The organism is Micromonospora sp. bgisy143, assembly GCF_057708145.1.
In genome coordinates, this window is the sequence record NZ_JBYIRN010000001.1 from 16218 (window position 1) to 37601 (window position 21384).

At 70.5% G+C, this 21384-nt stretch carries 19 protein-coding genes; 13 read left to right on the forward strand and 6 right to left on the reverse strand.

Annotated elements, in window-relative coordinates:
* Positions 1-54: 54 nt before the first annotated feature.
* From AC3EN4_RS00085 to AC3EN4_RS00105, 5 genes are all read left to right on the forward strand, one after another.
* Complete coding sequence (locus AC3EN4_RS00085; protein WP_422738292.1) at positions 55-249, forward strand: acyl-CoA carboxylase epsilon subunit; 195 nt, start codon at positions 55-57, stop codon at positions 247-249.
* Positions 250-341: 92 nt separating this feature from the next.
* Positions 342-800: a hypothetical protein gene (locus AC3EN4_RS00090; protein WP_422738291.1), complete on the forward strand. Its 459-nt coding sequence runs from the start codon at positions 342-344 to the stop codon at positions 798-800.
* Between the two features lie 1366 nt (positions 801-2166).
* Entirely contained in the window at positions 2167-3273 is a 1107-nt protein-coding gene (locus AC3EN4_RS00095; protein WP_435203941.1) for a S8 family serine peptidase, read from the forward strand.
* A gap of 381 nt (positions 3274-3654) precedes the next feature.
* Positions 3655-4476, forward strand: a complete 822-nt coding sequence (locus AC3EN4_RS00100) for a Maf family protein (protein ID WP_435203942.1) — start codon at positions 3655-3657, stop codon at positions 4474-4476.
* Entirely contained in the window at positions 4473-5126 is a 654-nt protein-coding gene (locus tag AC3EN4_RS00105; protein ID WP_435203943.1) for an O-methyltransferase, read from the forward strand. Before AC3EN4_RS00100 ends, AC3EN4_RS00105 begins: the two co-directional genes overlap by 4 nt.
* Positions 5127-5298: 172 nt before the next feature.
* Here the strand turns inward: AC3EN4_RS00105 and AC3EN4_RS00110 are convergent, their stop codons facing one another.
* The 3 genes from AC3EN4_RS00110 to AC3EN4_RS00120 all read right to left on the reverse strand — a co-directional run bounded on the left by AC3EN4_RS00110 (position 5299) and on the right by AC3EN4_RS00120 (position 7798).
* Complete coding sequence (locus AC3EN4_RS00110; RefSeq protein ID WP_435203944.1) at positions 5299-6054, reverse strand: ABC transporter permease; 756 nt, start codon at positions 6052-6054, stop codon at positions 5299-5301.
* A gap of 18 nt (positions 6055-6072) precedes the next feature.
* Positions 6073-7032, reverse strand: coding sequence for an ATP-binding cassette domain-containing protein (locus tag AC3EN4_RS00115; RefSeq protein WP_435203945.1), 960 nt, complete (start codon positions 7030-7032; stop codon positions 6073-6075).
* Positions 7033-7186: 154 nt separating this feature from the next.
* A complete protein-coding gene (locus AC3EN4_RS00120; RefSeq protein WP_435204371.1) occupies positions 7187-7798 on the reverse strand; it encodes a PadR family transcriptional regulator in 612 nt (203 codons plus the stop codon).
* Between the two features lie 140 nt (positions 7799-7938).
* On the opposite strand from AC3EN4_RS00120, the gene AC3EN4_RS00125 reads away from it, so the two are divergent.
* Positions 7939-9690, forward strand: coding sequence for an acetyl/propionyl/methylcrotonyl-CoA carboxylase subunit alpha (locus AC3EN4_RS00125; RefSeq protein ID WP_435203946.1), 1752 nt, complete (start codon positions 7939-7941; stop codon positions 9688-9690).
* 88 nt (positions 9691-9778) lie between these two features.
* Positions 9779-11218 (forward strand): GuaB1 family IMP dehydrogenase-related protein, encoded by a 1440-nt coding sequence (locus tag AC3EN4_RS00130; protein ID WP_435203947.1) that lies wholly within the window; start codon positions 9779-9781, stop codon positions 11216-11218.
* Between the two features lie 133 nt (positions 11219-11351).
* Here AC3EN4_RS00130 and AC3EN4_RS00135 read toward each other — a convergent pair whose 3' ends face one another.
* A complete protein-coding gene (locus tag AC3EN4_RS00135; RefSeq protein WP_435203948.1) occupies positions 11352-11903 on the reverse strand; it encodes a TetR/AcrR family transcriptional regulator in 552 nt (183 codons plus the stop codon).
* Positions 11904-11988: 85 nt separating this feature from the next.
* Between AC3EN4_RS00135 and AC3EN4_RS00140 the strand changes: the two genes are divergently transcribed.
* From AC3EN4_RS00140 to AC3EN4_RS00155, 4 genes are all read left to right on the forward strand, one after another.
* On the forward strand, positions 11989-12435 hold the full coding sequence (locus AC3EN4_RS00140; RefSeq protein WP_435203949.1) for a DoxX family protein: 447 nt from the start codon (positions 11989-11991) through the stop codon (positions 12433-12435).
* Between the two features lie 24 nt (positions 12436-12459).
* Entirely contained in the window at positions 12460-12942 is a 483-nt protein-coding gene (locus tag AC3EN4_RS00145; protein ID WP_435203950.1) for a MarR family winged helix-turn-helix transcriptional regulator, read from the forward strand.
* On the forward strand, positions 12936-14669 hold the full coding sequence (locus AC3EN4_RS00150; RefSeq protein ID WP_435203951.1) for an ABC transporter ATP-binding protein: 1734 nt from the start codon (positions 12936-12938) through the stop codon (positions 14667-14669). Before AC3EN4_RS00145 ends, AC3EN4_RS00150 begins: the two co-directional genes overlap by 7 nt.
* A gap of 131 nt (positions 14670-14800) precedes the next feature.
* Positions 14801-16732 carry an ABC transporter ATP-binding protein gene (locus AC3EN4_RS00155; RefSeq protein WP_435204372.1) on the forward strand — a complete coding sequence of 644 codons (1932 nt, stop codon included), beginning with the start codon at positions 14801-14803 and terminating at the stop codon, positions 16730-16732.
* On the opposite strand, the gene thrS is transcribed toward AC3EN4_RS00155, so the two are convergent.
* Positions 16729-17952, reverse strand: coding sequence for a threonine--tRNA ligase (gene thrS / locus AC3EN4_RS00160; protein ID WP_435203952.1), 1224 nt, complete (start codon positions 17950-17952; stop codon positions 16729-16731). The two genes, AC3EN4_RS00155 and thrS, sit on opposite strands and share 4 nt — an antisense overlap.
* Before the next feature lie 505 nt (positions 17953-18457).
* On the opposite strand from thrS, the gene AC3EN4_RS00165 reads away from it, so the two are divergent.
* Both AC3EN4_RS00165 and AC3EN4_RS00170 read left to right on the forward strand, forming a co-directional pair.
* Positions 18458-19072 carry a DedA family protein gene (locus AC3EN4_RS00165; protein WP_435203953.1) on the forward strand — a complete coding sequence of 205 codons (615 nt, stop codon included), beginning with the start codon at positions 18458-18460 and terminating at the stop codon, positions 19070-19072.
* Positions 19073-19271: 199 nt separating this feature from the next.
* On the forward strand, positions 19272-20015 hold the full coding sequence (locus AC3EN4_RS00170; protein ID WP_435203954.1) for a DUF998 domain-containing protein: 744 nt from the start codon (positions 19272-19274) through the stop codon (positions 20013-20015).
* Here the strand turns inward: AC3EN4_RS00170 and AC3EN4_RS00175 are convergent.
* The gene (locus AC3EN4_RS00175) at positions 19949-21352 is read right to left on the reverse strand and encodes an NAD(P)H-quinone dehydrogenase (RefSeq protein WP_435203955.1); all 1404 of its coding nucleotides are present in this window, start codon (positions 21350-21352) and stop codon (positions 19949-19951) included. The two genes, AC3EN4_RS00170 and AC3EN4_RS00175, sit on opposite strands and share 67 nt — an antisense overlap.
* Positions 21353-21384: the final 32 nt, after the last annotated feature.

The following is a 21384-nucleotide window of genomic DNA, read 5'->3' on the forward strand; positions in this document are numbered from 1 at the left end:
CGCCGGCACGCCACTGTGCGCTTCACGTGACTTCGGGCCGCGTACCCTGTGGGCATGTCTGCCGAAGAGCCGCTGTTCCGGGTCGTGCGTGGCGTGCCCACCGCCGAGGAGCTGGCTGCCCTGGTCGGGGCGGTCATCGTCCGGTCCCGGCCGACCACCGCACCCGCGCCGGCGACCGCTTCCGCCTGGGCGCGCAGCGGCCGCCCGGCGCGCCCCGACAGCTGGCGCGCGTCCGGCCTTCCTCGCTGATCCCGGCTCTCAGCCTTGCGGGGCTGCCGGGATCGCGGCGCAGCCGTTAACCTCACTGAGGGAAACGGTGTGGTGACGGAAAGGGAGGGCCGATGATCCCCGAAGAGGACCAGCCGGCGCCCTGGCTGCACGGCTACGGCGGCATCGAGGCCGACATCCGTCAACTCCGCGACTTCGCCGACCGACTCGCCGCCGAGGTCGAGAGCAACTACGCGCCCCACCTGTCGTACATCGCCGACGACATGTCCGCGAAGGTGCCCAACCCCTGCGACGCGTTCGTCGAGCTGGTCACCTTCCTGCACGCCCACCACGAGACGCAGCAGGCCACGACCGACATGGTGTACGCCGTCCGCGGCGCCACCGGCCACCTGGCCGCCGTCGCCGACCGGGTCGCCACCCAGTACGCCGACAGCGACGCCTTCTCCGCCGCCCGGGCCGTGGACGTCCACCGCGCCCTCGCCGACCCGGGGACCGTCCTGTCCGGCGGCCGAACGCCGACACTGAGCGACCCCACCGGCCCCGACAGCGAAAGGCCGGTGGTCCTGCCGTGATCGAGCGTGGCGGTGGCCGCACCTCCGGCCAGACCGACTGGCACCTGATGGACCTCAACAGCATGTGGGCATGCCTCCAGGACCACGACACCACCAACCACTGGAAACAGGTCGCCGGCTGGCGCAAGGTCTGCGACCTGGCCCAGATCCACCTCGGCCGACTCCAGGAGTACCGGCGAGGCCTCGCCGAAGCATGGCCGCCCGAGACCAGCGCCGCCTCCGGCACGTACCTCGCCCAACTCGACGACCTCATCGCCAAGGTGCGCCACACCCACGACGCCGCCGCCGCCAACTACACCGCGCTGTCCGCCGCCACCCAGGCCATCGGCACCACCCGCGCCGAGCTTCGCAAGCTCCACGAGGAGTACGCGACCAAGCTCCAACAGAAGCGGGCGTACGAGGCCACCGCCGCCGACCCCAAGGCGATCATGGGCAATCGGGTCGTGGACGCGCCCGTGACGGACAGCGACCTGGAACGGCTGAACGTGCAGGCACGGGCGATGATGTTCAACCTCAGTGGCGAACTACAACAAGCCCAAGCCACCCTCCGTCAACCCCCACCGAGACCGGCCCCTCGGGTTGATGACCAAGTTCCCGGGACGGCCTGGGATACAGCACCTGTGATTCCTCCGATAGTTTCCGCGCCTATTGGTGTATCGCGAACACTGCCGGTGGTACAGCGATTCGAGGATAGCTTTCAGGCTGGGCGGTTGCCCATAGAGGCAGGCATTGGTCCCGTGCTCGGCGGCAGCAGCACTCCAAATACCCCACCAATCCAGGAGTCGCCGCGGACTTCACAGCCCGTTGCTACTTCAACCCCCACTGTCGGAGGGATACCAACGCCAGGGCCCATATCTACAGCGCCCCTAGGCACACCTCAATCGCCAATCGGCAACGGTAGGGCTGTCGGCGCACCGGTATCCGGACTAGCCAAGGGCAGCCCTTCCTCATCCCCCCGAGCGATGCCTCCGGGCGGTTTGATTGGAGCGCCACCTGGTGTCGGCCTCGGCCAACCTAGTGCAAACGCTAGCCCTATCCGCCGGGTCAATCCGGTCGGAGGCGTTATTGGGGGTGGTGGAGCCGGCACCGCGCCAGCCGGAGGCGCGGGTTCTAGGCCAGATGCTCGGCGCGGTCTGACCAGCCTGAACGGCGTCCCTCCATTCAGTCCACCCGCCAACAACAGCAATCAGGGCACAGGCTCCAATTCCAGTGGACCGGCCCGTCGAGGCTTCACCGACACCAGTAATCGAACGACAAAACGGGATCCGGATCATCCCTGGGAGACTGATCGAGGCGTTTCACCAATCGTGCTTCCGTCAGAAGAGAAGGGGCCAATCGACCCTGGTCCCGCCATTGGTTTCCATCGGTGATTATCAAATCGACTCTTCAACTACTGGCAGCGGTGGCCCTTTCGGGGATCATTCAAGCACCACCCGGCCAGGCGCGTAAGAACCACGACGGGCAATGGCATATTTCAAGTCTGAGGGTTGAGGCTGCACAGCAGATCACCCAAGGCGACGGCGTTATCGTGGCGGTGCCCGACAGCGGGGTCAGCCCTCATCCAGATTTACAGGGAAGCGTTCTTCCAGGTGCGGACGTAATCACAGGTGCCGGCAATGGTTACGCCGATAAGGACGGCCACGGAACTGGGATGGCCGGTCTAATCGCAGCCCACGGCAGCGGCGCCGAGGGTGCGCTCGGCATAGCCCCGAAGGCGAAGATCCTACCGATCCTCTGTTCGCCGGCGGGCCAGGATGGCGAAACAGACGCACTGGCGGCAGCAATCGAGTTCGCTGTGAACAATCGCGCTAATGTAATCAGCATTTCAATTGTCAGCGGCGCTAGCGCACGCCTTCAAAGAGCGATCGAAATGGCCTTAGCGGCGGATATTTTAGTGGTAGCGGCAGCAGGAAACGCGCCCAGATCGGATATTGTGGGTTATCCCGCGCGCCATCCCGGAGTGGTAGCGGTTGGCGGGATCGATCGAGACGGAAGCCATGCAGCGTTCTCAGTGACTGGGTCGGAGATTGACGTCGTTGCACCAGCAGTAGACATCTACAGCACGAGTATTGACGGCAAGTATCGAAGGGGCACCGGCACTTCTGATGCGACGGCGATTGTGGCCGGAGCGGCGGCGTTAATCAGGTCCAAGTATCCCTACCTGCCAGCGCAGGAGGTGGCCCACCGGCTTACGGCCACGGCCGTTGACAAGGGTCCGCCCGGCCGGGACGACGAGTACGGCTACGGCGTGATCGATCTTGTGGCTGCACTGACGGCAGACGTACCCCCGCTGGGGTTTGAATCGGTGAGCGCGCCAGCCACCACGGCCGATGCTCGACCAGACGACGACGCCGGCTCGACGGTTCGTGGCCTTGCCACCCTCGGTGTGATTGTCGCCGTCGGCGTCGGGTGGGCGTTCGTGGCGCGGCGACGGCGGCGCGGTGACGATCCACCGCCCCGCATCAGTCGCTAGGCGGGCCGGGCGCCTCGATCCACTCGGGTTCCTTGAGATCGGGGGGTCCAGCGGCGTGGGAGGCCCCGGTTTGCAGGAAGCCGAGTGGATCACGGCAGCGGGCGGCCCTTGATTGACTCCACGTCGCCGATGTGGGGGTTTTCGTGCGGGTTGATAGCGCGACATCGGCGATGTGGAGTGGATCAAGCGCGCGGACGCGGACCAAGCGCGCGGACCCGGGCACAGGCGCGGGCGCGGACCAAGCGTGCGGACCCGGGCACGGGCGCGGACGCGGACCAAGCGCGCGGACCCGGGCACGGGCGCGGGCGCAGACTCGGACGCGGGGCACCGGCGCGGGGCGCTGATGGGTGTCAGGTCTGGCGGGCCGGTAACGTCGGGCTGGTGTCTGAGACTCTGCCGCTGCGCCTCGTGCTGGCCTCTGCCAGTCCTGCTCGTCGAAAGTCGCTCCGAGCCGCCGGCATCGAGCCGGACGTGCTGGTCAGCGGGGTGGACGAATCCCTGGTGGTGACCGATCGGGCCGAGGATCTGTGCCTGGAGTTGGCGCGGCTGAAGGCAGAGGCGGTGTTCACCCGGCTGAATCTCGCCACCACGTCGCACGGCCCGAGCGCCACCACGCCGCACACCCCAAGCGCCACCACACCGCACGGCCCGAACGCCACCAGCAGCCCGAACCCCAGCAGCACCAGCCCGAGCCCCACCAGCACGAGCACCAGCACCAGCACCAGCACCAGCACCAAAACGGACCAGCGAACCCTGGTCATCGGATGTGACTCGGTGCTCGAGTTCGACGGGGAGATTCTTGGTAAGCCGGCCGATCCGGAGGACGCCACCCAGCGCTGGTTGCGGATGCGGGGGCGCAGTGGAGTCCTGCACAGCGGGCACTGTCTGATCGACGGTGTAACCGGGCGACGGGCGGAGGCGGTCGCCTCGACGGTCGTCCACTTCGCGGACATCAGTGACGACGAGATCGCCGCGTACGTCGCCACGGGCGAGCCGTTGGCGGTGGCGGGCGCGTTCACCATCGACGGATTGGGCGGGCCGTTCGTGGAGCGGATCGAGGGTGACCCGGGGACCGTCGTCGGGTTGTCGATGCCGTTGCTGCGCCGGCTCCTCGCCGAACTGGGTCTGCAGATCACGGACCTGTGGACAAAGGTCGCGCCGGGCGGCCAATCGGTCGAGCCGCTCGGTAACGTCCGCTCATGACCACGAAGTCGATCCCGCTCACCGACGAGTTGCACGCGTACCTGGTCGCGCACGGCGCGCCGCCCGACGAGATCATCCGAGATCTGGCCGAGGAGACCCGGTCGGTGCTGCCGGAGCACGCCAGCATGCAGGTGGCGCCGGAGCAGGCCGCGTTCCTGACGTTCCTGACCCGGCTGCTCGGCGTACGGCAGGCCGTCGAGGTCGGCACGTTCACCGGCCTGTCGGCGCTGGCCATCGCCCGGGGCCTGCCCGAGGGTGGACGGCTGACCTGCTTCGACATCTCGGAGGAGTACACCGGAATCGCCCGGCGTTACTGGGCCCGCGCCGAGGTGCAGGACCGCATCGAGCTGCGTATCGGTCCGGCCGGCGACACGCTGCGGGAGTTGCCGCAGGAACGCCACCTGGACTTCGCGTTCATCGACGCCGACAAGACCGGGTACCCGGTCTACTGGGCCGAGTTGGTGCCTCGGATGCGCCCGGGCGGGGTGATCGCCGTCGACAACGTGCTGCGCGGCGGTCGGGTGATCGCGCCGCAGGACGTGAACGACCGGGCGATCGCGGCGTTCAACGACGAGGTGCTGGCCGACGTACGGGTGGACCTGGTGATGCTGCCCATCGCCGACGGCCTCACCCTCGCCCGGGTGCGCTGAGCGTCGCTCTGATCGACTCGGGTTCCTGGAAATCGCGGCATCCCCGGCGGTGGAACACCCCAACTTCCAGGAACCCGAGTCGATCAAGCCGGACCCGGGCCCGTGCCAGGCCGGGCTCGCCCGTGCCAAGCCCGGGCCGGGCCCCGGGCCAGCCCGGCCCCGGGGGCGGGCGTCAGCGGACGCTGCGGGCGAACTGGCGGGCGGCCCAGAAGACGCCCAGCGCGGCGAGGACCGCGGTGATGGTCAGGCCCTGCCAGACCTTGTCGCTGGCCAGGTCGCCGGCGAACAGCGCCCGGGTGCCGTCGACCGCCCAGGAGAACGGGTTCCAGTCGGCGATGCCCTGCAACCAGCCCGGCGCGTAGTACAGCGGCAGCAGGATGCCGGAGAGCAGCAGCACCGGCTGCGCCACGGTGTTCATCAGGGGGGCCAGCGCGTCCTCGCTCTTCACCTTGAGCGCGACGCCGTAGGAGACGGCCGAGGTCATCAGCGCGATGAGGGCCAGCATCAGGTACGCCAGCAGCAGGTCACCGATGAACACCCGCAGGTCGAACAGGAGCGCGAGCAGGGTGATGATGATCGCCTGCACGATGAGCGACACCACGTCGCGCAGCGAACGGCCGAGCAGCAGGGCGAGCCGGCTGATCGGGGTGACCCGGGAGCGCTCGATGACGCCGGCGCGCAGTTCGGCGATGAGACCGAAGCCCTGGAACAGGCCGCCGAAGATGGCCAGCAGCACCAGCAGGCCGGGTACGAAAATCTTGTAGGCGGCGGCCTGGGTGGGCGCGTTCAGGGCCGGCTTGAGCAGGGGGGCGAAGAGCAGCAGGTACATCACCGGCTGGAAGACGCCGACGAAAACCCAGACGGGGTTGCGCAGCAGGAGCAGGATCTGCCGCTGGAAGATCAGCCACGTGTCGCGGGCGAGTTTCATGAGTCGTCTCTCCGGGGGTCAGGACTCGCGCAGCGAGCGGCCGGTCTTGGTCAGGAAGACGTCGTCCAGGCTGGGCCGGTGCAGCTCGATCGAGCGCAGCTCGAGCCCGGCGTGGTCGAGTCGGCGCAGCACCTGGGGAATGGCGGTGGCGCCCTCGTCGACGTAGAGGCGTAGGCCGCCCTCGTCGGCGGTCTCCAGCTTGTTGACGTACGCCTCGCCGTCGAGCGCCTTGGTGGCCTGCGGAATGGCGGCCGGGTCGAGGCCGACGAGCACCACGTCGCCGGAGATCTCCCGCTTGAGCTCGGCCGGCGTGCCCTCGGCGACGACCTCGCCGTTGTCCATGATCGCGATGCGGTCGCAGAGGGCGTCGGCCTCGTCCAGGTAGTGCGTGGTGATGAAGACGGTCATCCCGTCGCTGCGCAGTCGCCGGATCTCGTCCCACATGTGGGCGCGGCTCTGTGGGTCGAGGCCGGTGGTCGGCTCGTCCAGGAAGACGATCTTCGGCTCGTGAATGATGCCGAGCGCGATCTCGACCCGTCGGCGCTGGCCGCCGGAGTAGGTCTTGCACTTGCGGTCGGCGTACTCGGTGAGCTGGAAGGCCTCCAGCGCGCGGACCGCGCGCTGCTGCGCGTCGGCCTTGCCGATGCCGTACATCCGGGCATGCAGGACCAGCTCCTCGCGGGCGGTCGACTCGTCCCAGGTGCTGCCGCCCTGCGGCACGTACCCGATCCGGCGGCGGACCTCGGCCGGGTCCTTGCGCAGGTCGGCCCCCGCGATGGTGGCCTCGCCGCCGTCGGGCTCGATCAACGTGGCGAGCATCCGCAGCGTGGTGGTCTTGCCGGCGCCGTTGGGGCCGAGGAAGCCGAAGATCTCGCCCTCGGCGACCTCGAGGTTGACGCCGCGCACGGCGTCCACCGTCTTCGTCTCTCGACCCGCGCGGGAGCGGAACGACTTCCGCAGCCCCCTGGTCTCGATCATTTCTGCTCCTGGTCGGTCGGTTGGGCCGGCCGGGCCGGCCGTCGAATATCCGGGCCGGTGGGGCCGGCCGTCGAGTGGGACGACGCCGGACGGCGCACTCCCCCGCTGTGCCGACAGCAGGCTAACGCGATATAGCGTTTGTAGTCAACGTTGATTATTTCGCGTTAGGGTCGGGCCTCTCCTCGCCATCCCGCCACCCCGGCCAACCATCCGCGTTCTCCAGCTCAGCAGGCAGGTACGACACTCCGGACTCGACACGTTCCGCGATCCGGTCACACCAGGCGATCTCTGCCTCCGCGCGTGCGGACCAGAGTTCCACCATCCAACTGACGTGCGCCGGCTTGGCGTTACGGATCCAGTCCGACTCCAGCGAGGCACGCATTGACGCCACGTTGGCGCGCAGCAGGTTGGCGCGGTTGCGCAGCGCTGCCACCGCCTCCGAACGGGGCATCGCCGGCAGAAAGGAGAACGCCGCCGCGAACGGGTCCAACGGCTCCGACAGTCCCCACCAGAGGCCCCGGAGCAGCGTCTCGAACTCGTCGTCCCCCTTCGGCGTGACCTCGTAGGTGGTACGCGCCGGACGGGCGCCGACCTGCTCGGTGGCGACGGCGCGCAGCAGTCCCTCCTCGGTGAGCTTGCGCAGCGCGTGGTAGATCGAGCCGGGCTGCACGTTCGCCCACTTGTCGGCGCTCCAGCTCAGCAGCTCGCGGCGCACGTCGTAACCGTGCACGGGCTGCATCCAGCGCACCAGGCCGAGGATCATCATCCGAGTCGCAGACACCAGACAAGCGTAATAGCCAAGTTTGACTAAGCTCAGTGCCCCATCCCACACTGAGCGATCGTTAGGGGCCGACCGGGGTGGCCGATACACTCCCCGTCAGTAACCTGCCGGGAGGAGCCACGAAGGTGCGCAAGGTACTGATCGCCAACCGCGGCGAGATCGCCGTCCGGGTCATCCGCGCCTGTCGTGACGCCGGCCTCGGCAGCGTCGCCGTCTACGCGGACTCCGACCGCGACGCCCTGCACGCCACGTTCGCCGACGAGGCGTACGCGCTCGGCGGGGACAGCGCGACCGACACGTACCTGCGCATCGACAAGCTGCTCGACATCGCCGCCCGGGCCGACGCCGACGCCGTACACCCTGGTTATGGCTTTCTCAGTGAGAACGCCGACTTCGCCCAGGCCGTCATCGACGCCGGGCTGACCTGGATCGGCCCGACCCCGCAGGCGATCCGCGACCTGGGCGACAAGGTGACCGCGCGGCACATCGCGCAGCGCGCCGGCGCGCCGCTGGTCCCCGGCACCCCCGACCCGGTGGGCAGCCCGGACGAGGTGATGGCGTTCGCCGTCGACCACGGCCTGCCGGTCGCCATCAAGGCGGCCTTCGGCGGCGGCGGTCGGGGCCTGAAGGTCGCCCGCACCATGGAGGAGATCCCCCAGCTCTTCGAGTCGGCCACCCGCGAGGCCGTCGCCGCGTTCGGTCGGGGCGAGTGCTTCGTCGAGCGTTACCTGGACCAGCCCCGGCACGTCGAGGCGCAGGTCCTCGCCGACCAGCACGGCAACGTGATCGTGGTGGGCACCCGGGACTGCTCGTTGCAGCGCCGGCACCAGAAGCTCGTGGAGGAGGCCCCCGCGCCGTTCCTCACCGACGCCCAGCGCGCGCAGATCCACGAGAGCGCCAAGGCGATCTGCCGCGAGGCCGGCTACCACGGCGCCGGCACCGTGGAGTACCTGGTCGGCAAGGACGGCACGATCTCCTTCCTGGAGGTCAACACGCGGCTTCAGGTCGAGCACCCGGTCACCGAGGAGACCGCCGGCATCGACCTGGTCCGCGAGCAGTTCCGGATCGCCGACGGCGAGAAGCTGCGGATCACCGAGGACCCGACGCCGCGCGGACACGCGATCGAGTTCCGGATCAACGGCGAGGACCCGGGTCGCAACTTCCTCCCCGCACCGGGCACCGTCACCGCGCTGCGCCTGCCCAGCGGCCCGGGCGTGCGGGTGGACACCGGCATCTCGGCCGGTGACGTGATCGGCGGCAACTTCGACTCGCTGCTCGCGAAGGTGATCATCACGGGTGAGACGCGGACCGAGGCGCTGGAGCGCGCCCGCCGTGCCCTCGACGAGATGGTCGTCGACGGGATGGCCACCGCGCTGCCGTTCCACCGGCTCGTGGTGCGGGACGAGGCGTTCACCGCCGAACCGTTCACCGTGCACACCCGGTGGATCGAGACCGAGTTCCACAACACCGTGCCGCCGTTCGCCGCCGCCGCCGGCATCGCCGACGCGCCGGCGGAACGCGACACCGTCGTGGTCGAGGTCGGCGGCAAGCGCATCGAGGTCAGCCTCCCCGCCGGCTTGGGCGGGAGTACGACCACAGCCGCACCCGCCTCCCGCAAGCCGACCCGACGCGGGGGCGGCGCGAAGGCCGGCGTACCGGTCGGCGGGGACGCGCTCACCTCCCCGATGCAGGGCACCATCGTCAAGATCGCGGTCGCCGACGGCGACACCGTGGCCGAGGGCGACCTGGTGGTGGTGCTCGAGGCGATGAAGATGGAGCAGCCGCTGCACGCACACAAGGCGGGTACGGTCAGCGGGCTCGCCGCCGAGGTCGGTGCCGTGATCACGGCGGGCGCGCCCATCTGCACGATCTCCTGACCGGCAAGGGGTCGGGCACGGCCGGTCGCGGGGGTGGTTTGCGGCACCGACGTGGGCACGGGTGGCCGGGGCCGGCAATGATGGCCGGGTGCGGTTTCTTAACGGCGCGGCCCCCGCGCACGACCTGACCTACACCGACGTCTTCATGGCGCCGGCCCGTTCCGACCTCGGCTCCCGCCTCGACGTGGACCTGTCCACCGGCGACGGCACGGGCACCACCATCCCGCTGGTGGTGTCGAACATGACGGCGGTCGCCGGCCGGCGGATGGCCGAGACGGTGGCCCGGCGGGGCGCGATCACCGTGATCCCGCAGGACATCCCGATCGAGGTCGTGGCGAACGTCGTCGCCTGGGTCAAGCAGCGGCACCTCGTCTACGACACGCCCATCACGCTGGGCCCGACCGAGACCGTCGGCGACGCCATCCACCTGCTGCCGAAGCGGTCGCACGGCGCGGTGATCGTGGTCGACGAGGCCGGCCGCCCGATGGGGGTGGTGACCGAGGCGGACACCATGGGCGTGGACCGCTTCGCCCAACTGCGCCACGTCATGTCGACCGAGCTGCACACGGTGCCGGCGGACGCGGATCCGCGTACGGGCTTCGACCGGCTCTCCGCCGGGCGGCGTCGGCTCGCCCCGGTGGTGGACGCCGACGGCCGACTCGTCGGGGTCCTCACCCGGCAGGGCGCGCTGCGGGCCACCCTCTACACGCCCGCTGTGGACGACCGGGGTCGGTTGCGCATCGCGGCGGCGGTCGGCATCAACGGCGACGTCACCGGCAAGGCCGCCGCGCTGCTCGAAGCCGGGGTGGACACCCTCGTCGTGGACACCGCGCACGGCCACCAGGCACGCATGATCTCGGCGTTGCAGGCGGTCCGCAAGCTGGACCCGGGCGTGCCGGTGGCGGCCGGCAACGTGGTCACCGCCGAGGGGGTACGCGACCTCGTCGAGGCCGGCGCGGACATCATCAAGGTCGGCGTCGGCCCGGGCGCGATGTGCACCACCCGGATGATGACCGGCGTGGGCCGGCCGCAGTTCTCCGCCGTCCTCGACTGCTCGACGGCCGCCCGGCAGCTGGGCCGGCACGTCTGGGCCGACGGCGGCGTACGTCACCCGCGGGACGTGGCGCTCGCGCTCGCCGCCGGCGCGTCGAACGTGATGATCGGCTCCTGGTTCGCCGGCACCTACGAGTCGCCCGGCGACCTCTACACCGAACCGGACGGGCGGCGGTACAAGGAGAGCTTCGGGATGGCGTCGGCGCGGGCGGTCAGCGCCCGTACCGCCGACGACAGCCCGTACGACCGGGCCCGCAAGGCGGTGTTCGAGGAGGGCATCTCCTCGGCCCGGATGTACCTGGACCCGAACCGACCCGGCGTCGAGGACCTGATCGACGAGATCATCGCCGGGGTGCGCAGCGCCTTCACCTACGCCGGCGCTCGCAACCTGACGCAGTTCCACGAGCGAGCGATCGTCGGCGTCCAGAGCGCAGCCGGCTACACCGAAGGAATGCCCCTCCCCACCAGCTGGTAACCCCCCTCCCCCACCCACCCACCCACCCACCCGGGTTGATCATGAAGTTATTGCCATGACACGCCGACGCGGGCAGCAATAACTTCATGATCAACCGGGGAAGGGCGGGGGCAGGGCGGGGTGGGTTAGGGGGTTAGGGGTTCAGCCGGGCCAGGACTTCCCGGGCGGCCTTGCGGGGGTCGTCGCCTATCCGGTCCGGTAGGGCGCCGGACAGCCAGAGGGTGGCGAAGCCGTGGGCGATCGACCAGGCGGCGAGCGAGTCCCGGCCGATGTCGCCGGATGCTGCACGGGCGGCCACCCCTGAGCGGAGGGCCGATCCGGCGCGCTCGCGTGCGGCGGTCAGCTCGGGATCGTCGGGCCGGTGCAGTTCGGGGCGGAACATCACCTCGAAGTACGCGCGGTGCGCCACGGCGAAGTCCACGTACGCGACACCGGCCGCCAGCAGGTCGTCGCCGGCCGCTACCAGTGCCTGGGCCAGCCGGTCGAAGCCCTGGGTGGCGAGGGCGGTGAGCAGGCCCGCCTTGTCGCCGAAGTGATGGGCGGGCGCGGCGTGCGAGACGCCGGCCCGGCGGGCGAGGTCGCGCAGGCTCAACGCGGCAGGTCCGACCTCCCCGATGGCCTCCAGCGCCGCGTCGAGGAGGGCGCGACGGAGGTCGCCGTGATGGTACGCACGCGTCTCGGTCATGCCCGAATCCTAATCTTGTCATTGACAAGATGCCATCGGCGACCGCAATCTTGTCACCGACAAGTTTCGTGCGAGGAGGATTCCGATGGCACCCCTGATCGCCCTGATCGTCGGCACCACGCTTGCCCGACTGACCGGCCTGGCCGGTGTCACCGCACTCGACGGTTGGCACCCCGCACTGCGGGTGGGACTGGCCCTGATGTTCGTGGTGACCGGCATCGCGCACTTCGTCGGCCGACGCCGCGCCGACCTGATCGCGATGGTCCCGCCGCAGCTGCCCCGACCGGATCTGCTGGTCACGCTCACCGGCGTGCTGGAACTGGCCGGCGCGGCGGGGCTGCTGATCCCGGCGACCGCCCGCCTCGCCGCAGCCGGGCTCGGCCTGCTCATGGTCGTGATGTTCCCGGCCAACGTCTCGGCCGTACGCCGCGGACTGACCCTCGCCGGACGTCCGGTCACCCCACTGGGGAGGCGCACAGTCCTGCAACTCGTGTTCGTCGCCACCGCTGCGGTTATTTCGTTTGGCCCCTGACTATCAGGGGGCTAATCTGCTTCCGTGGAACTCATCACCCTCCAGGATGTGCCGCTCGGCCGGCTGCTGGTGGTGGCCGGGCACCTCGTCGGGCAGCGGTGGAACCGCTACCTCGCCGAGGAGCACGGCCTCACCCAGGCCGGCATGATCACCCTGATGACGCTCGCCCGGCACGGCGAGCTGCCCCACCGCCAGGTCGCCGAGAAGGGCTTCGTCCGTCCGGCCACCCTGACCGGCATCGTCGACACCCTCGAACGCGACGGCCTGGTCGAGCGCCAGCGCGACGACAGTGACCGGCGCAGCATCAAACTCGCCATCACCCCCGCCGGCCGGGAGCGGGTCGCCGCCCTCGGCGCCCTCATGCACTCCGGACGCCCGCTCACCTCGGTCGACGCCGACCCGGCGAAGGCCCAGGTGATCCGGGAGTTCCTACTCGAAGTCATCGGCAGCGGAGACGACCCGCGGCTGACCGGACGACCCACCGACGCGGAGGAACCGTCGTGCTGATCCGACTGTTACGCGGCCAACTGCGCCCGTACTCCAGACCGCTGTTGGCGGTGGTGCTGCTCCAGTTCGTGGGCACCATGGCCTCGCTCTACCTGCCCAGCCTCAACGCGGACATCATCGACAAGGGGGTGGCCCGGGGCGACACCGGCTACATCGTGCACACCGGCGGCTGGATGCTGCTGGTCAGCCTGATCCAGATCGTCTGCTCGATCGCGGCCGTCTACCTGGGCGCGCGGGTCGCCATGGGTTTCGGTCGGGACGTCCGGGCCCGACTGTTCGGGCACGTCAACAGCTTCTCCGCCCGCGAGGTGGCCCGGTTCGGCGCACCGTCGCTGATCACCCGCAACACCAACGACGTCCAACAGGTGCAGATGCTCGTGCTGATGAGCTGCACCATGCTGGTCGCCGCACCGATCATGAGCGTCGGTGGGGTGGTCATGGCGCTGCGCGAGGACATCGGGCTCTCCTGGCTGATGCTGGTCAGCGTGCCGGTGCTGGCCGTCGCGTTGAGCGCGATCATCCGCCGGATGGTGCCGGGCTTCCGGCTGATGCAGACCCGGATCGACACGGTCAACCGGGTGCTGCGCGAGCAGATCACCGGCATCCGGGTGGTCCGCGCGTTCGTCCGCGAGCCGTACGAGACGCAGCGTTTCGGCGTCGCCAACGCCGACCTGACCGCCACCGCCCTGCGTACCGGCCGGTTGTTGGCGTTGATCTTCCCGGTGGTCATGCTGGTGCTGAACGTGTCGAGCGTGGCGGTGCTCTGGTTCGGCGCGCAGCGGGTCGACTCCGGGGCGATCCAGATCGGCGCGCTCACCGCGTTCCTGGCCTACCTGATGCAGATCCTGATGGCCGTGATGATGGCCACCTTCATGCTGATGATGGTGCCCCGGGCGGCGGTCTGCGCCGAACGCATCGTCGAGGTGCTGGACACCGACTCCTCGGTGGTTCCGGCCGCCGCGCCGGTCACCGAGCTGCCCAGCCGGGCCGAGTTGGAGCTGCGCGGGGTGCGCTTCCAGTACCCGGGCGCGGTCGAGCCGGTGCTGCGCGACATCTCCTTCCGGGCCACCGCCGGCACCACCACGGCGATCATCGGCAGCACCGGCGCCGGCAAGACCACCCTGCTGTCGCTCATCCCCCGCCTGGTCGACGTCACCGACGGCGCGGTGCTGGTCGACGGGGTCGACGTACGCGAGTTGGCCCCCGACGAGCTGTGGAAACGCATCGGGCTGGTGCCGCAGCGGCCGTACCTGTTCACCGGCACGGTCGCCAGCAACCTGCGCTACGGCAACCCGGACGCCACCGACGAGGAGCTATGGGCGGCGTTGGAGATCGCCCAGGCCCGCGACTTCGTGGCCCAGCTGCCCGGCGGGCTGGACGCGCCGATCGCCCAGGGCGGCAGCACCGTCTCCGGCGGTCAGCGCCAACGCCTGGCCATCGCCCGGGCACTGGTCCGGCAGCCGGAGATCTACCTGTTCGACGACTCGTTCTCCGCGTTGGACCTCGGCACCGACGCCCGGCTGCGGGCGGCGCTGCGACCCGTCACCGCCGACGCGGCGGTGGTGATCGTGGCGCAGCGGGTGTCCACCATCGTCGACGCCGACCAGATCATCGTGCTCGAGAACGGAGGGGTCGTCGGAGTGGGACGACACGCGGAGCTGTTGGAGACCTGCCCGACGTACGCCGAGATCGTGGCCTCCCAGCAGACGGCGGAGGTGGCGGCGTGAGCGAGCAGACCGAGCCGCGCGCTGCGGCCGTACCCAATCAGAAGGCCGGCGGTGACACGCCGCAGGCCGGCGGCGACGGGCGGACGCCGAAGCGGCTGCCGGCGGGCCGGCCGGGCGGCGGCCCGCCGTGGATGAGCGCGGGGATGCCCGCCGAGAAGTCGATGAACTTCGGGCCGTCGGCCCGACGCCTGCTCGGCCGGCTGCGCCCGCACCGGCTGCACCTGGCCGCGATCATCACGCTCGCCGTGGTGAGCGTCGGTTTCAGCGTGGCCGGCCCGAAGATCCTGGGCCACGCCACCGACATCATCTTCAGCGGGGTGATCGGTCGGCAACTGCCGGCGGGCACCACCGCCGACCAGGCCGTCGACGCGGCGCGGGCCGGCGGCAACGAGAGCTTCGCCGACATGCTGGCCCGGATGGACGTGGTGCCCGGGACGGGCATCGACTTCGACGCGCTGGGCCGGGTGCTGCTGCTGGCGCTCGGGCTCTACCTGGCGTCGAGTGTGCTGGCGTGGTGGCAGGGCTGGCTGCTCAACGGGGTGGTCCAGCGCACGGTGCTGCGGCTGCGCGCCGAGGTGGAGGAGAAGCTCAACCGGCTGCCGCTGCCCTACTTCGACCGGCAGCCCCGCGGTGAGCTGCTCAGCCGGGTCACCAACGACATCGACAACATCTCCACCAGCCTCCAGCAAACCCTCAGTCAGCTGCTCACCTCGCTGCTGACCGTGGTCGGCGTACTCGGCGTGATGTTCTGGATCTCGCCGCTGCTGGCCCTGGTGGCGCTGATCGCGGTGCCGCTGTCGGTGCTGGTCACCCAGCGCATCGCCAAGCGCTCGCAGAAGCAGTTCATCGCGCAGTGGACGCACACCGGCGCGTTGAACGGCCAGATCGAGGAGGCGTACACCGGGCACGAGCTGGTGAAGGTCTTCGGCCGGCAGCGTGAGGTGGAGGCCGCCTTCCACGCCAAGAACGAGGAGCTGTTCCGGGCCAGCTTCGGCGCGCAGTTCATCTCCGGGATCATCATGCCGTCGATGATGTTCATCGGGAACCTGAGCTACGTGGCGATCGCCGTGGTCGGCGGTCTGCGGGTGGCCTCCGGGGCGATGAGCCTCGGTGACGTGCAGGCGTTCATCCAGTACTCCCGCCAGTTCACCCAGCCGCTCACCCAACTCGCCTCGATGGCCAACCTGCTCCAGTCCGGGGTGGCGTCGGCCGAGCGGGTCTTCGCCGTACTCGACGCCGACGAGCAGAGCCCCGATCCGGCCCAGCCGGCCCGGGTCGTCGACCCGCACGGCCGGGTCGAGTTCGAGCACGTCTCGTTCCGGTACGCGCCGGACAAGCCGCTGATCGACGACCTGTCGCTGGTGGCCGAGCCGGGGCACACCGTGGCGATCGTCGGCCCGACCGGCGCCGGCAAGACCACCCTGGTCAACCTGATCATGCGCTTCTACGAGCTGGACGCCGGCCGGATCACGCTCGACGGGGTGGACATCACCACGCTCCGCCGCGACGACCTGCGTGGCCGGATCGGCATGGTGCTCCAGGACACCTGGCTGTTCGGCGGCACCATCCGGGACAACATCGCGTACGGCCGTCCCGACGCCACCGAGGAGGAGATCGTCGCCGCGGCCCGGGCCACCTTCGTGGACCGGTTCGTGCGCAGCCTGCCCGACGGCTACGACACCGTCATCGACGAGGAGGGCAGCAACGTCAGCGCCGGTGAGAAGCAGCTCATCACCATCGCCCGGGCGTTCCTCGCCGAGCCGTCCCTGCTCATCCTCGACGAGGCCACCAGCTCGGTGGACACCCGTACCGAGGTGCTGCTCCAGCGGGCGATGGCGGCGCTGCGCTCGGACCGGACGAGCTTCGTCATCGCGCACCGGCTCTCCACCATCCGGGACGCCGACCTGATCCTGATGATGGAGGACGGCCGGATCGTCGAGCAGGGCACCCACGAGCAACTGCTCGCCGCCCACGGCGCGTACCACCGGCTGTACCGCTCGCAGTTCACCGGCGCGGTGGTCGACGAGGAGCCGGCCACCGCGGCGCAACCGGCGTCGGTCTAGCCATGTCGGTCCGGGAGCAGATCCGCCGAGCGGGCGGCGACCTGCCCGCCGATCAGGGCGAGCGCGGCGTCCGCCGGCATCGGGTCCAGGACACGGCCGTCGCGCAGCCGGAGGGCGAGCGCGCCGACGGCGGCCTCCCGGGCGCCCAGCACCCCGAGGTACGGGACGCGGCGGCGGGCCGCGTCCCGTACCCGGGCGCCCAGCGAGCCGGCGGCGTCGACCTCGACCCGCAGTCCGGCGTCGAGGGCTCGCCGGGCCAGGTCGGCCGCCGCGTCGGCCTGCCCGCCGTCCACCGGCAGCACCACCAACTGGACGGGCGCGTACCAGGCCGGGAACGCGCCCTCGTGCGCCTCGATGAGGTACGCGAACAGCCGTTCCATGCTGCCGACCAGGCTGCGGTGCAGCAGCACCGGCCGACGCCGGCCGCCGTCGGAGTCGGTGTACGACAGGTCGAACCGCTCCGGCTTGTCGAAGTCCACCTGGATGGTGGAGATGGTCGACTCCCGGCCGGCCGCGTCGACGATCTGGATGTCGATCTTCGGGCCGTAGAAGGCGGCCTCTCCGGGGGCCTCGACGTACTCCACCCCGGCCAGCGCGCCGCGCAGCAGGTCCTCGGCGCGGGCCCACTGGGCGTCGTCGCCGACGTACTTCTCGCCCGGCCCGCGCAGCGACAGCCGGAACCCGGCCGGGCGTACGCCGAGCGCGGCGTGCGCGGCGCGGATCAGTCCGAGGATCTCGGCGACCTCCGCGCCGACCTGCTCGGGGGCGCAGAAGGTGTGTGCGTCGTTGAGGGAGATGGCGCGTACCCGGGACAGCCCGCCGAGCACCCCGGAACGCTCCGCGCGGTACATCCCGCCCAGCTCCGCGACCCGCAGCGGCAGCTCCCGGTAGGAGCGGCCTCGGGCCCGGAAGACCAGCGCGTGGTGCGGGCAGAGCGCCGGCCGGAGCACGAACTCGTCGTCGGCGCTCAGCCGCAGCGGCGGGAACATGTCGTCGGCGAAGTAGCCGAGGTGGCCGGAGAGTTCGAAGAGTTCCCGCTTACCCAGCGGCGGCGAGTACACGTGCTGGTGGCCGGAGCGGCGCTCCAACTCCCGGACGTACTCCTCGACGGCGTGCCGGGCGGCGGCGCCCGCCGGCAGCCAGATGGGCAGGCCGGCGCCGGCCAGCGGATCGGAGACGAACAGGTCCAGCTCGCGGCCGAGCCTACGGTGGTCGATCATGTCGGGCTCCTGGATCGGGTACGACCCGGAGGCGACCTGGACACCGAACGCCGAACGGCCCCCGGGGGCGGATCGCCCCGGGCCTGGTCGACGGTGGTTACGTCAGCGCGGCACGCCGGGGACACCCGGCGTCGTCGTCATCACTACCGCGCTGCGCATGCCGCGACGCTACCCGTCGGGCGGTCGGGGACGCACCCGGATTTGCGGCGGCGGGAAGGGAGGCGGGCCGCCGGCGCGGGACCCGCCGGCGGCCCTGAGCGGCCCGCATCGTCAGGAACGGGGGACCCGGCGTGCTGGGCCGCGCCGACCACGGTACGCCGACAGGGGCCGATCCGGCGACCGTCCCGGGCCGGGTCGGGGCCGTCACCAGGGGGTGCCTGCCTCGTTGGAGCAGGGTGGCTCTGTGGTGTCGGCGGTCACGACGCCGCGGGGCCGTCCACGGTGACGCCGGCCATGCCGTCAGGCTCAAGACACCCAATCGGCCGCATCCGGCGAGGTGGCAGGCGTGCCCGAACTACTGACTGACGTCGCGTCTCCGACGTGGGCGTATCTGGTGCTGCTCGGGCTACTCATCGCCGACGCCTTCGTACCCGTCATCCCCACCCAGCTCGTCATGATCACCAGCGGCGCGCTGACCGTGTACGGCGGACTCAGCCTGCCGGTCACCATCGCCGTCGGCGCGCTCGGCGTGTTCGCCGGTGACCTCGCCTGCTACCTGCTCGGCCGGCTCGCCCCGGACCGGCGGGCGCCCCGGCACAGCGAGCCCAGCCGCGCCCGCCGCGTGGCCAGCCGGGTCACCCAGGGACTCCGACAACCCGGTCCACTCGTTATCCTGCTGTGCCGGTTCGTGCCCGGCGGGCGGATGGCCGCCTGCTTCACGGCCGGCCGCAGCCGCTACCCGTACCGACTGTTCGCGCTCTACGAGACGATCGCCGCGCTGGGCTGGGCCAGCTACGGCGCGCTCATCGGGCACCTGGGCGGTGCCGCGCTCACCGAGTCGGCCTGGCGGCTGGCCATCATCGCCGCCGCGGCGGCGGCCGGTTTCGCCGCCGCCGGATGGGCGATGACGGTGGTCAGCGCCCGCCACGCCCGTACCGCCACCCAGGTCCCCGTGGACTGAAGGCGCACCCTCCGCGCTCCGCGATCTTGCACTTCCTGTCCGGACAAATTGGGTCGGATAACCGCATAACGTCGACCGAAAGTGCAAGATCGCGGGGGCCAGGGTCAGGACCAGGACCTGCCTCTAGGGGTGGGTTTTGGGGGCGAAGTCGGTGGCGGTCCCGGATCTGGCTGGGGTGCTCACGGCGACAGGCTGAGGCATGCCTGGAACCCGGAGCACCGGCCTGCTCGCCCTCGGCGGGATCGCCGTGGCGGCGCTGCTCACCGTGATCGGCCATCTGGAAGTCAACGACGACCTCAACCCGTGGGCGCTGACCATCAGCGACTTCGCCGTCTCCGACCGGGGCGGCGTCATCGACGTCGCCATGGTGGTGCTGGCCCTCGCCACCGTGGCACTGATGTACGGGCTGCGCCGTACCGGCCCGCCTCCCGGACGGGCAGTGGAGCTGCTGCTCGGCGCGTGGGTGGTGGGGCTGCTGCTGGCTGCCGTGGTGCCGACGAACGAGCCGGGCACCGCCATGACCGCGTCCGCTTACGTGCACCGGTACGCGTCGGTGGTCGCCTTCCTGGCCCTGCCGATCGGCGGTTGGCTGCTCGCCCGGCGCCCGGACCTGACGTCCGCCGCCGCCAGGCTCCGTACCCTCGTCGTGCTGAGCCTGGTCCTGGCGGCGGGGATGGTCTGGTCCGCCTACCCCGGCGACCGGATGCTGATCGGTCTGGCCGAACGCCTCCTGATCCTCACCGAGGTAGCGGTCCTGGCGACGGTGGCGGTGACCCAGACCCGGCGTGCACCCGTCGATCATGGAGTCGTGGTGTCGCCCAAAGGGGGTGTGGTGGCGCAGAACGGCCACCACAAGTCCATGATCGACGAGAACGACTACTCCAGCTCGTGGAGCATGAGCTGGCGGGCGGACTCGGTGATGGAGCCGGAGAGGCTGGGGTAGATGGTGATCGTCTGGGCCAGCTCGTTGACCGTCAGATTGTTCTCCACGGCCATGGTGATGGGCAGGATCAGCTCGCTGGCCTTCGGCGCGACCACCACGCCGCCGATCACCTGACCGCTGGCGGGCCGGCAGAACAACTTCACGAAACCGTCGGAGAGGTCGTCCATCTTGGCGCGGGCGTTGCCGGAGAGCGGCAGCATCACCTGCCGGGCCGGCACCTTGCCCGCGTCGACCTCGTCCTGCGAGACGCCGACGGTGGCCAGCTCCGGGTCGGTGAAGACGTTCGCGGCGACGGTCCGCAGCCGCAGTGGGCGGACGGCCTCACCGAGGGCGTGCCACATGGCGATCCGACCCTGCATGGCGGCGACGCTCGCCAGCAGCAGCACCCCGGTGCAGTCACCGGCGGCGTAGATGCCGGGCACGTTCGTCCGGGAGACCCGGTCGACCGTGACGTAACCGCCCCGGCCCAGCTCCACGCCGTACTCGGCCAGGCCCAGATCGGCGGTGTTCGGGATCGAGCCGACCGCGATGAGGGCGTGCGAACCGGTGACCCTGCGCCCGTCGGAGAGCTCCACCTCGACCCCGTCGGCGGTACGGCGCACCGCGTCGGCCCGGGAGTTGTTGAGGATGTTCATCCCCCGGTTGCGGAACACCCGCTCGATGGCTGATGCCGCGTCGGCGTCCTCGTGCGGCATCACCCGGTCGCGGCTGGAGACGAGGGTGACCTCCACCCCCATCGCGAGGTACGCGCTGGCGAACTCGGCGCCGGTCACGCCCGAGCCGACCACGATCAGGTGCTCCGGCAACTCCGACAGGTCGTACACCTGACGCCAGGTCAGGATGCGCTCGCCGTCGGGTACGGCGGTGGGCAGTTGCCGGGGCGTCGAGCCGGTGGCCACCAGCACGGTGGACGCGTCGATCGGGTACTCCTCGCCACCGTCGGCGGGCGTGACGATGACCCGGTGGGTGTGCCCGAGCGCGTCGTCGCCGAGGCGGGCGGTACCGGCCACGAAGGTGACACCCGCCTTGAGCAGCTTGGCGTGGATGTCGGCGGACTGCGCCAGCGCCAGCCGCTTCACCCGCGCGTGCACGGCCTGCGCGTCGACGGTCACCGCCTCCAGGCCGTCCGAGTGCACCCCGAACTCCTCGGTGTCCCGGTAGCCGGTGACCACCTGGGAGCTGGCGATGAAGGTCTTCGACGGGACGCAGTCGGAGAGCACGCACGCCCCGCCCGCGCCATCGGCCTCGACGACGGTGACATCGGCGTCCAGTTGGGCGGCGACCAGTGCCGCCTCGTACCCGGCCGGCCCACCGCCGATGATCACGATCCGGCTCACAGAGCCATCCTTTCGCTCGCGACTGCGGGGCT

Bases quoted from the DNA above. Each gene is read 5' to 3' on its own strand.
- AC3EN4_RS00110 (WP_435203944.1), bottom strand. From the start codon at position 6,054: ATGAAACTCGCCCGCGACACGTGGCTGATCTTCCAGCGGCAGATCCTG.
- AC3EN4_RS00140 (WP_435203949.1), top strand. From the start codon at position 11,989: ATGGCACCCCTGATCGCCCTGATCGTCGGCACCACGCTTGCCCGACTG.
- AC3EN4_RS00090 (WP_422738291.1), top strand. From the start codon at position 342: ATGATCCCCGAAGAGGACCAGCCGGCGCCCTGGCTGCACGGCTACGGC.
- AC3EN4_RS00120 (WP_435204371.1), bottom strand. From the start codon at position 7,798: ATGATGATCCTCGGCCTGGTGCGCTGGATGCAGCCCGTGCACGGTTAC.
- AC3EN4_RS00115 (WP_435203945.1), bottom strand. From the start codon at position 7,032: ATGATCGAGACCAGGGGGCTGCGGAAGTCGTTCCGCTCCCGCGCGGGT.
- AC3EN4_RS00105 (WP_435203943.1), top strand. From the start codon at position 4,473: ATGACCACGAAGTCGATCCCGCTCACCGACGAGTTGCACGCGTACCTG.
- AC3EN4_RS00085 (WP_422738292.1), top strand. From the start codon at position 55: ATGTCTGCCGAAGAGCCGCTGTTCCGGGTCGTGCGTGGCGTGCCCACC.
- AC3EN4_RS00170 (WP_435203954.1), top strand. From the start codon at position 19,272: ATGCCTGGAACCCGGAGCACCGGCCTGCTCGCCCTCGGCGGGATCGCC.
- AC3EN4_RS00155 (WP_435204372.1), top strand. From the start codon at position 14,801: ATGAGCGCGGGGATGCCCGCCGAGAAGTCGATGAACTTCGGGCCGTCG.
- thrS (WP_435203952.1), bottom strand. From the start codon at position 17,952: ATGATCGACCACCGTAGGCTCGGCCGCGAGCTGGACCTGTTCGTCTCC.
- AC3EN4_RS00135 (WP_435203948.1), bottom strand. From the start codon at position 11,903: ATGACCGAGACGCGTGCGTACCATCACGGCGACCTCCGTCGCGCCCTC.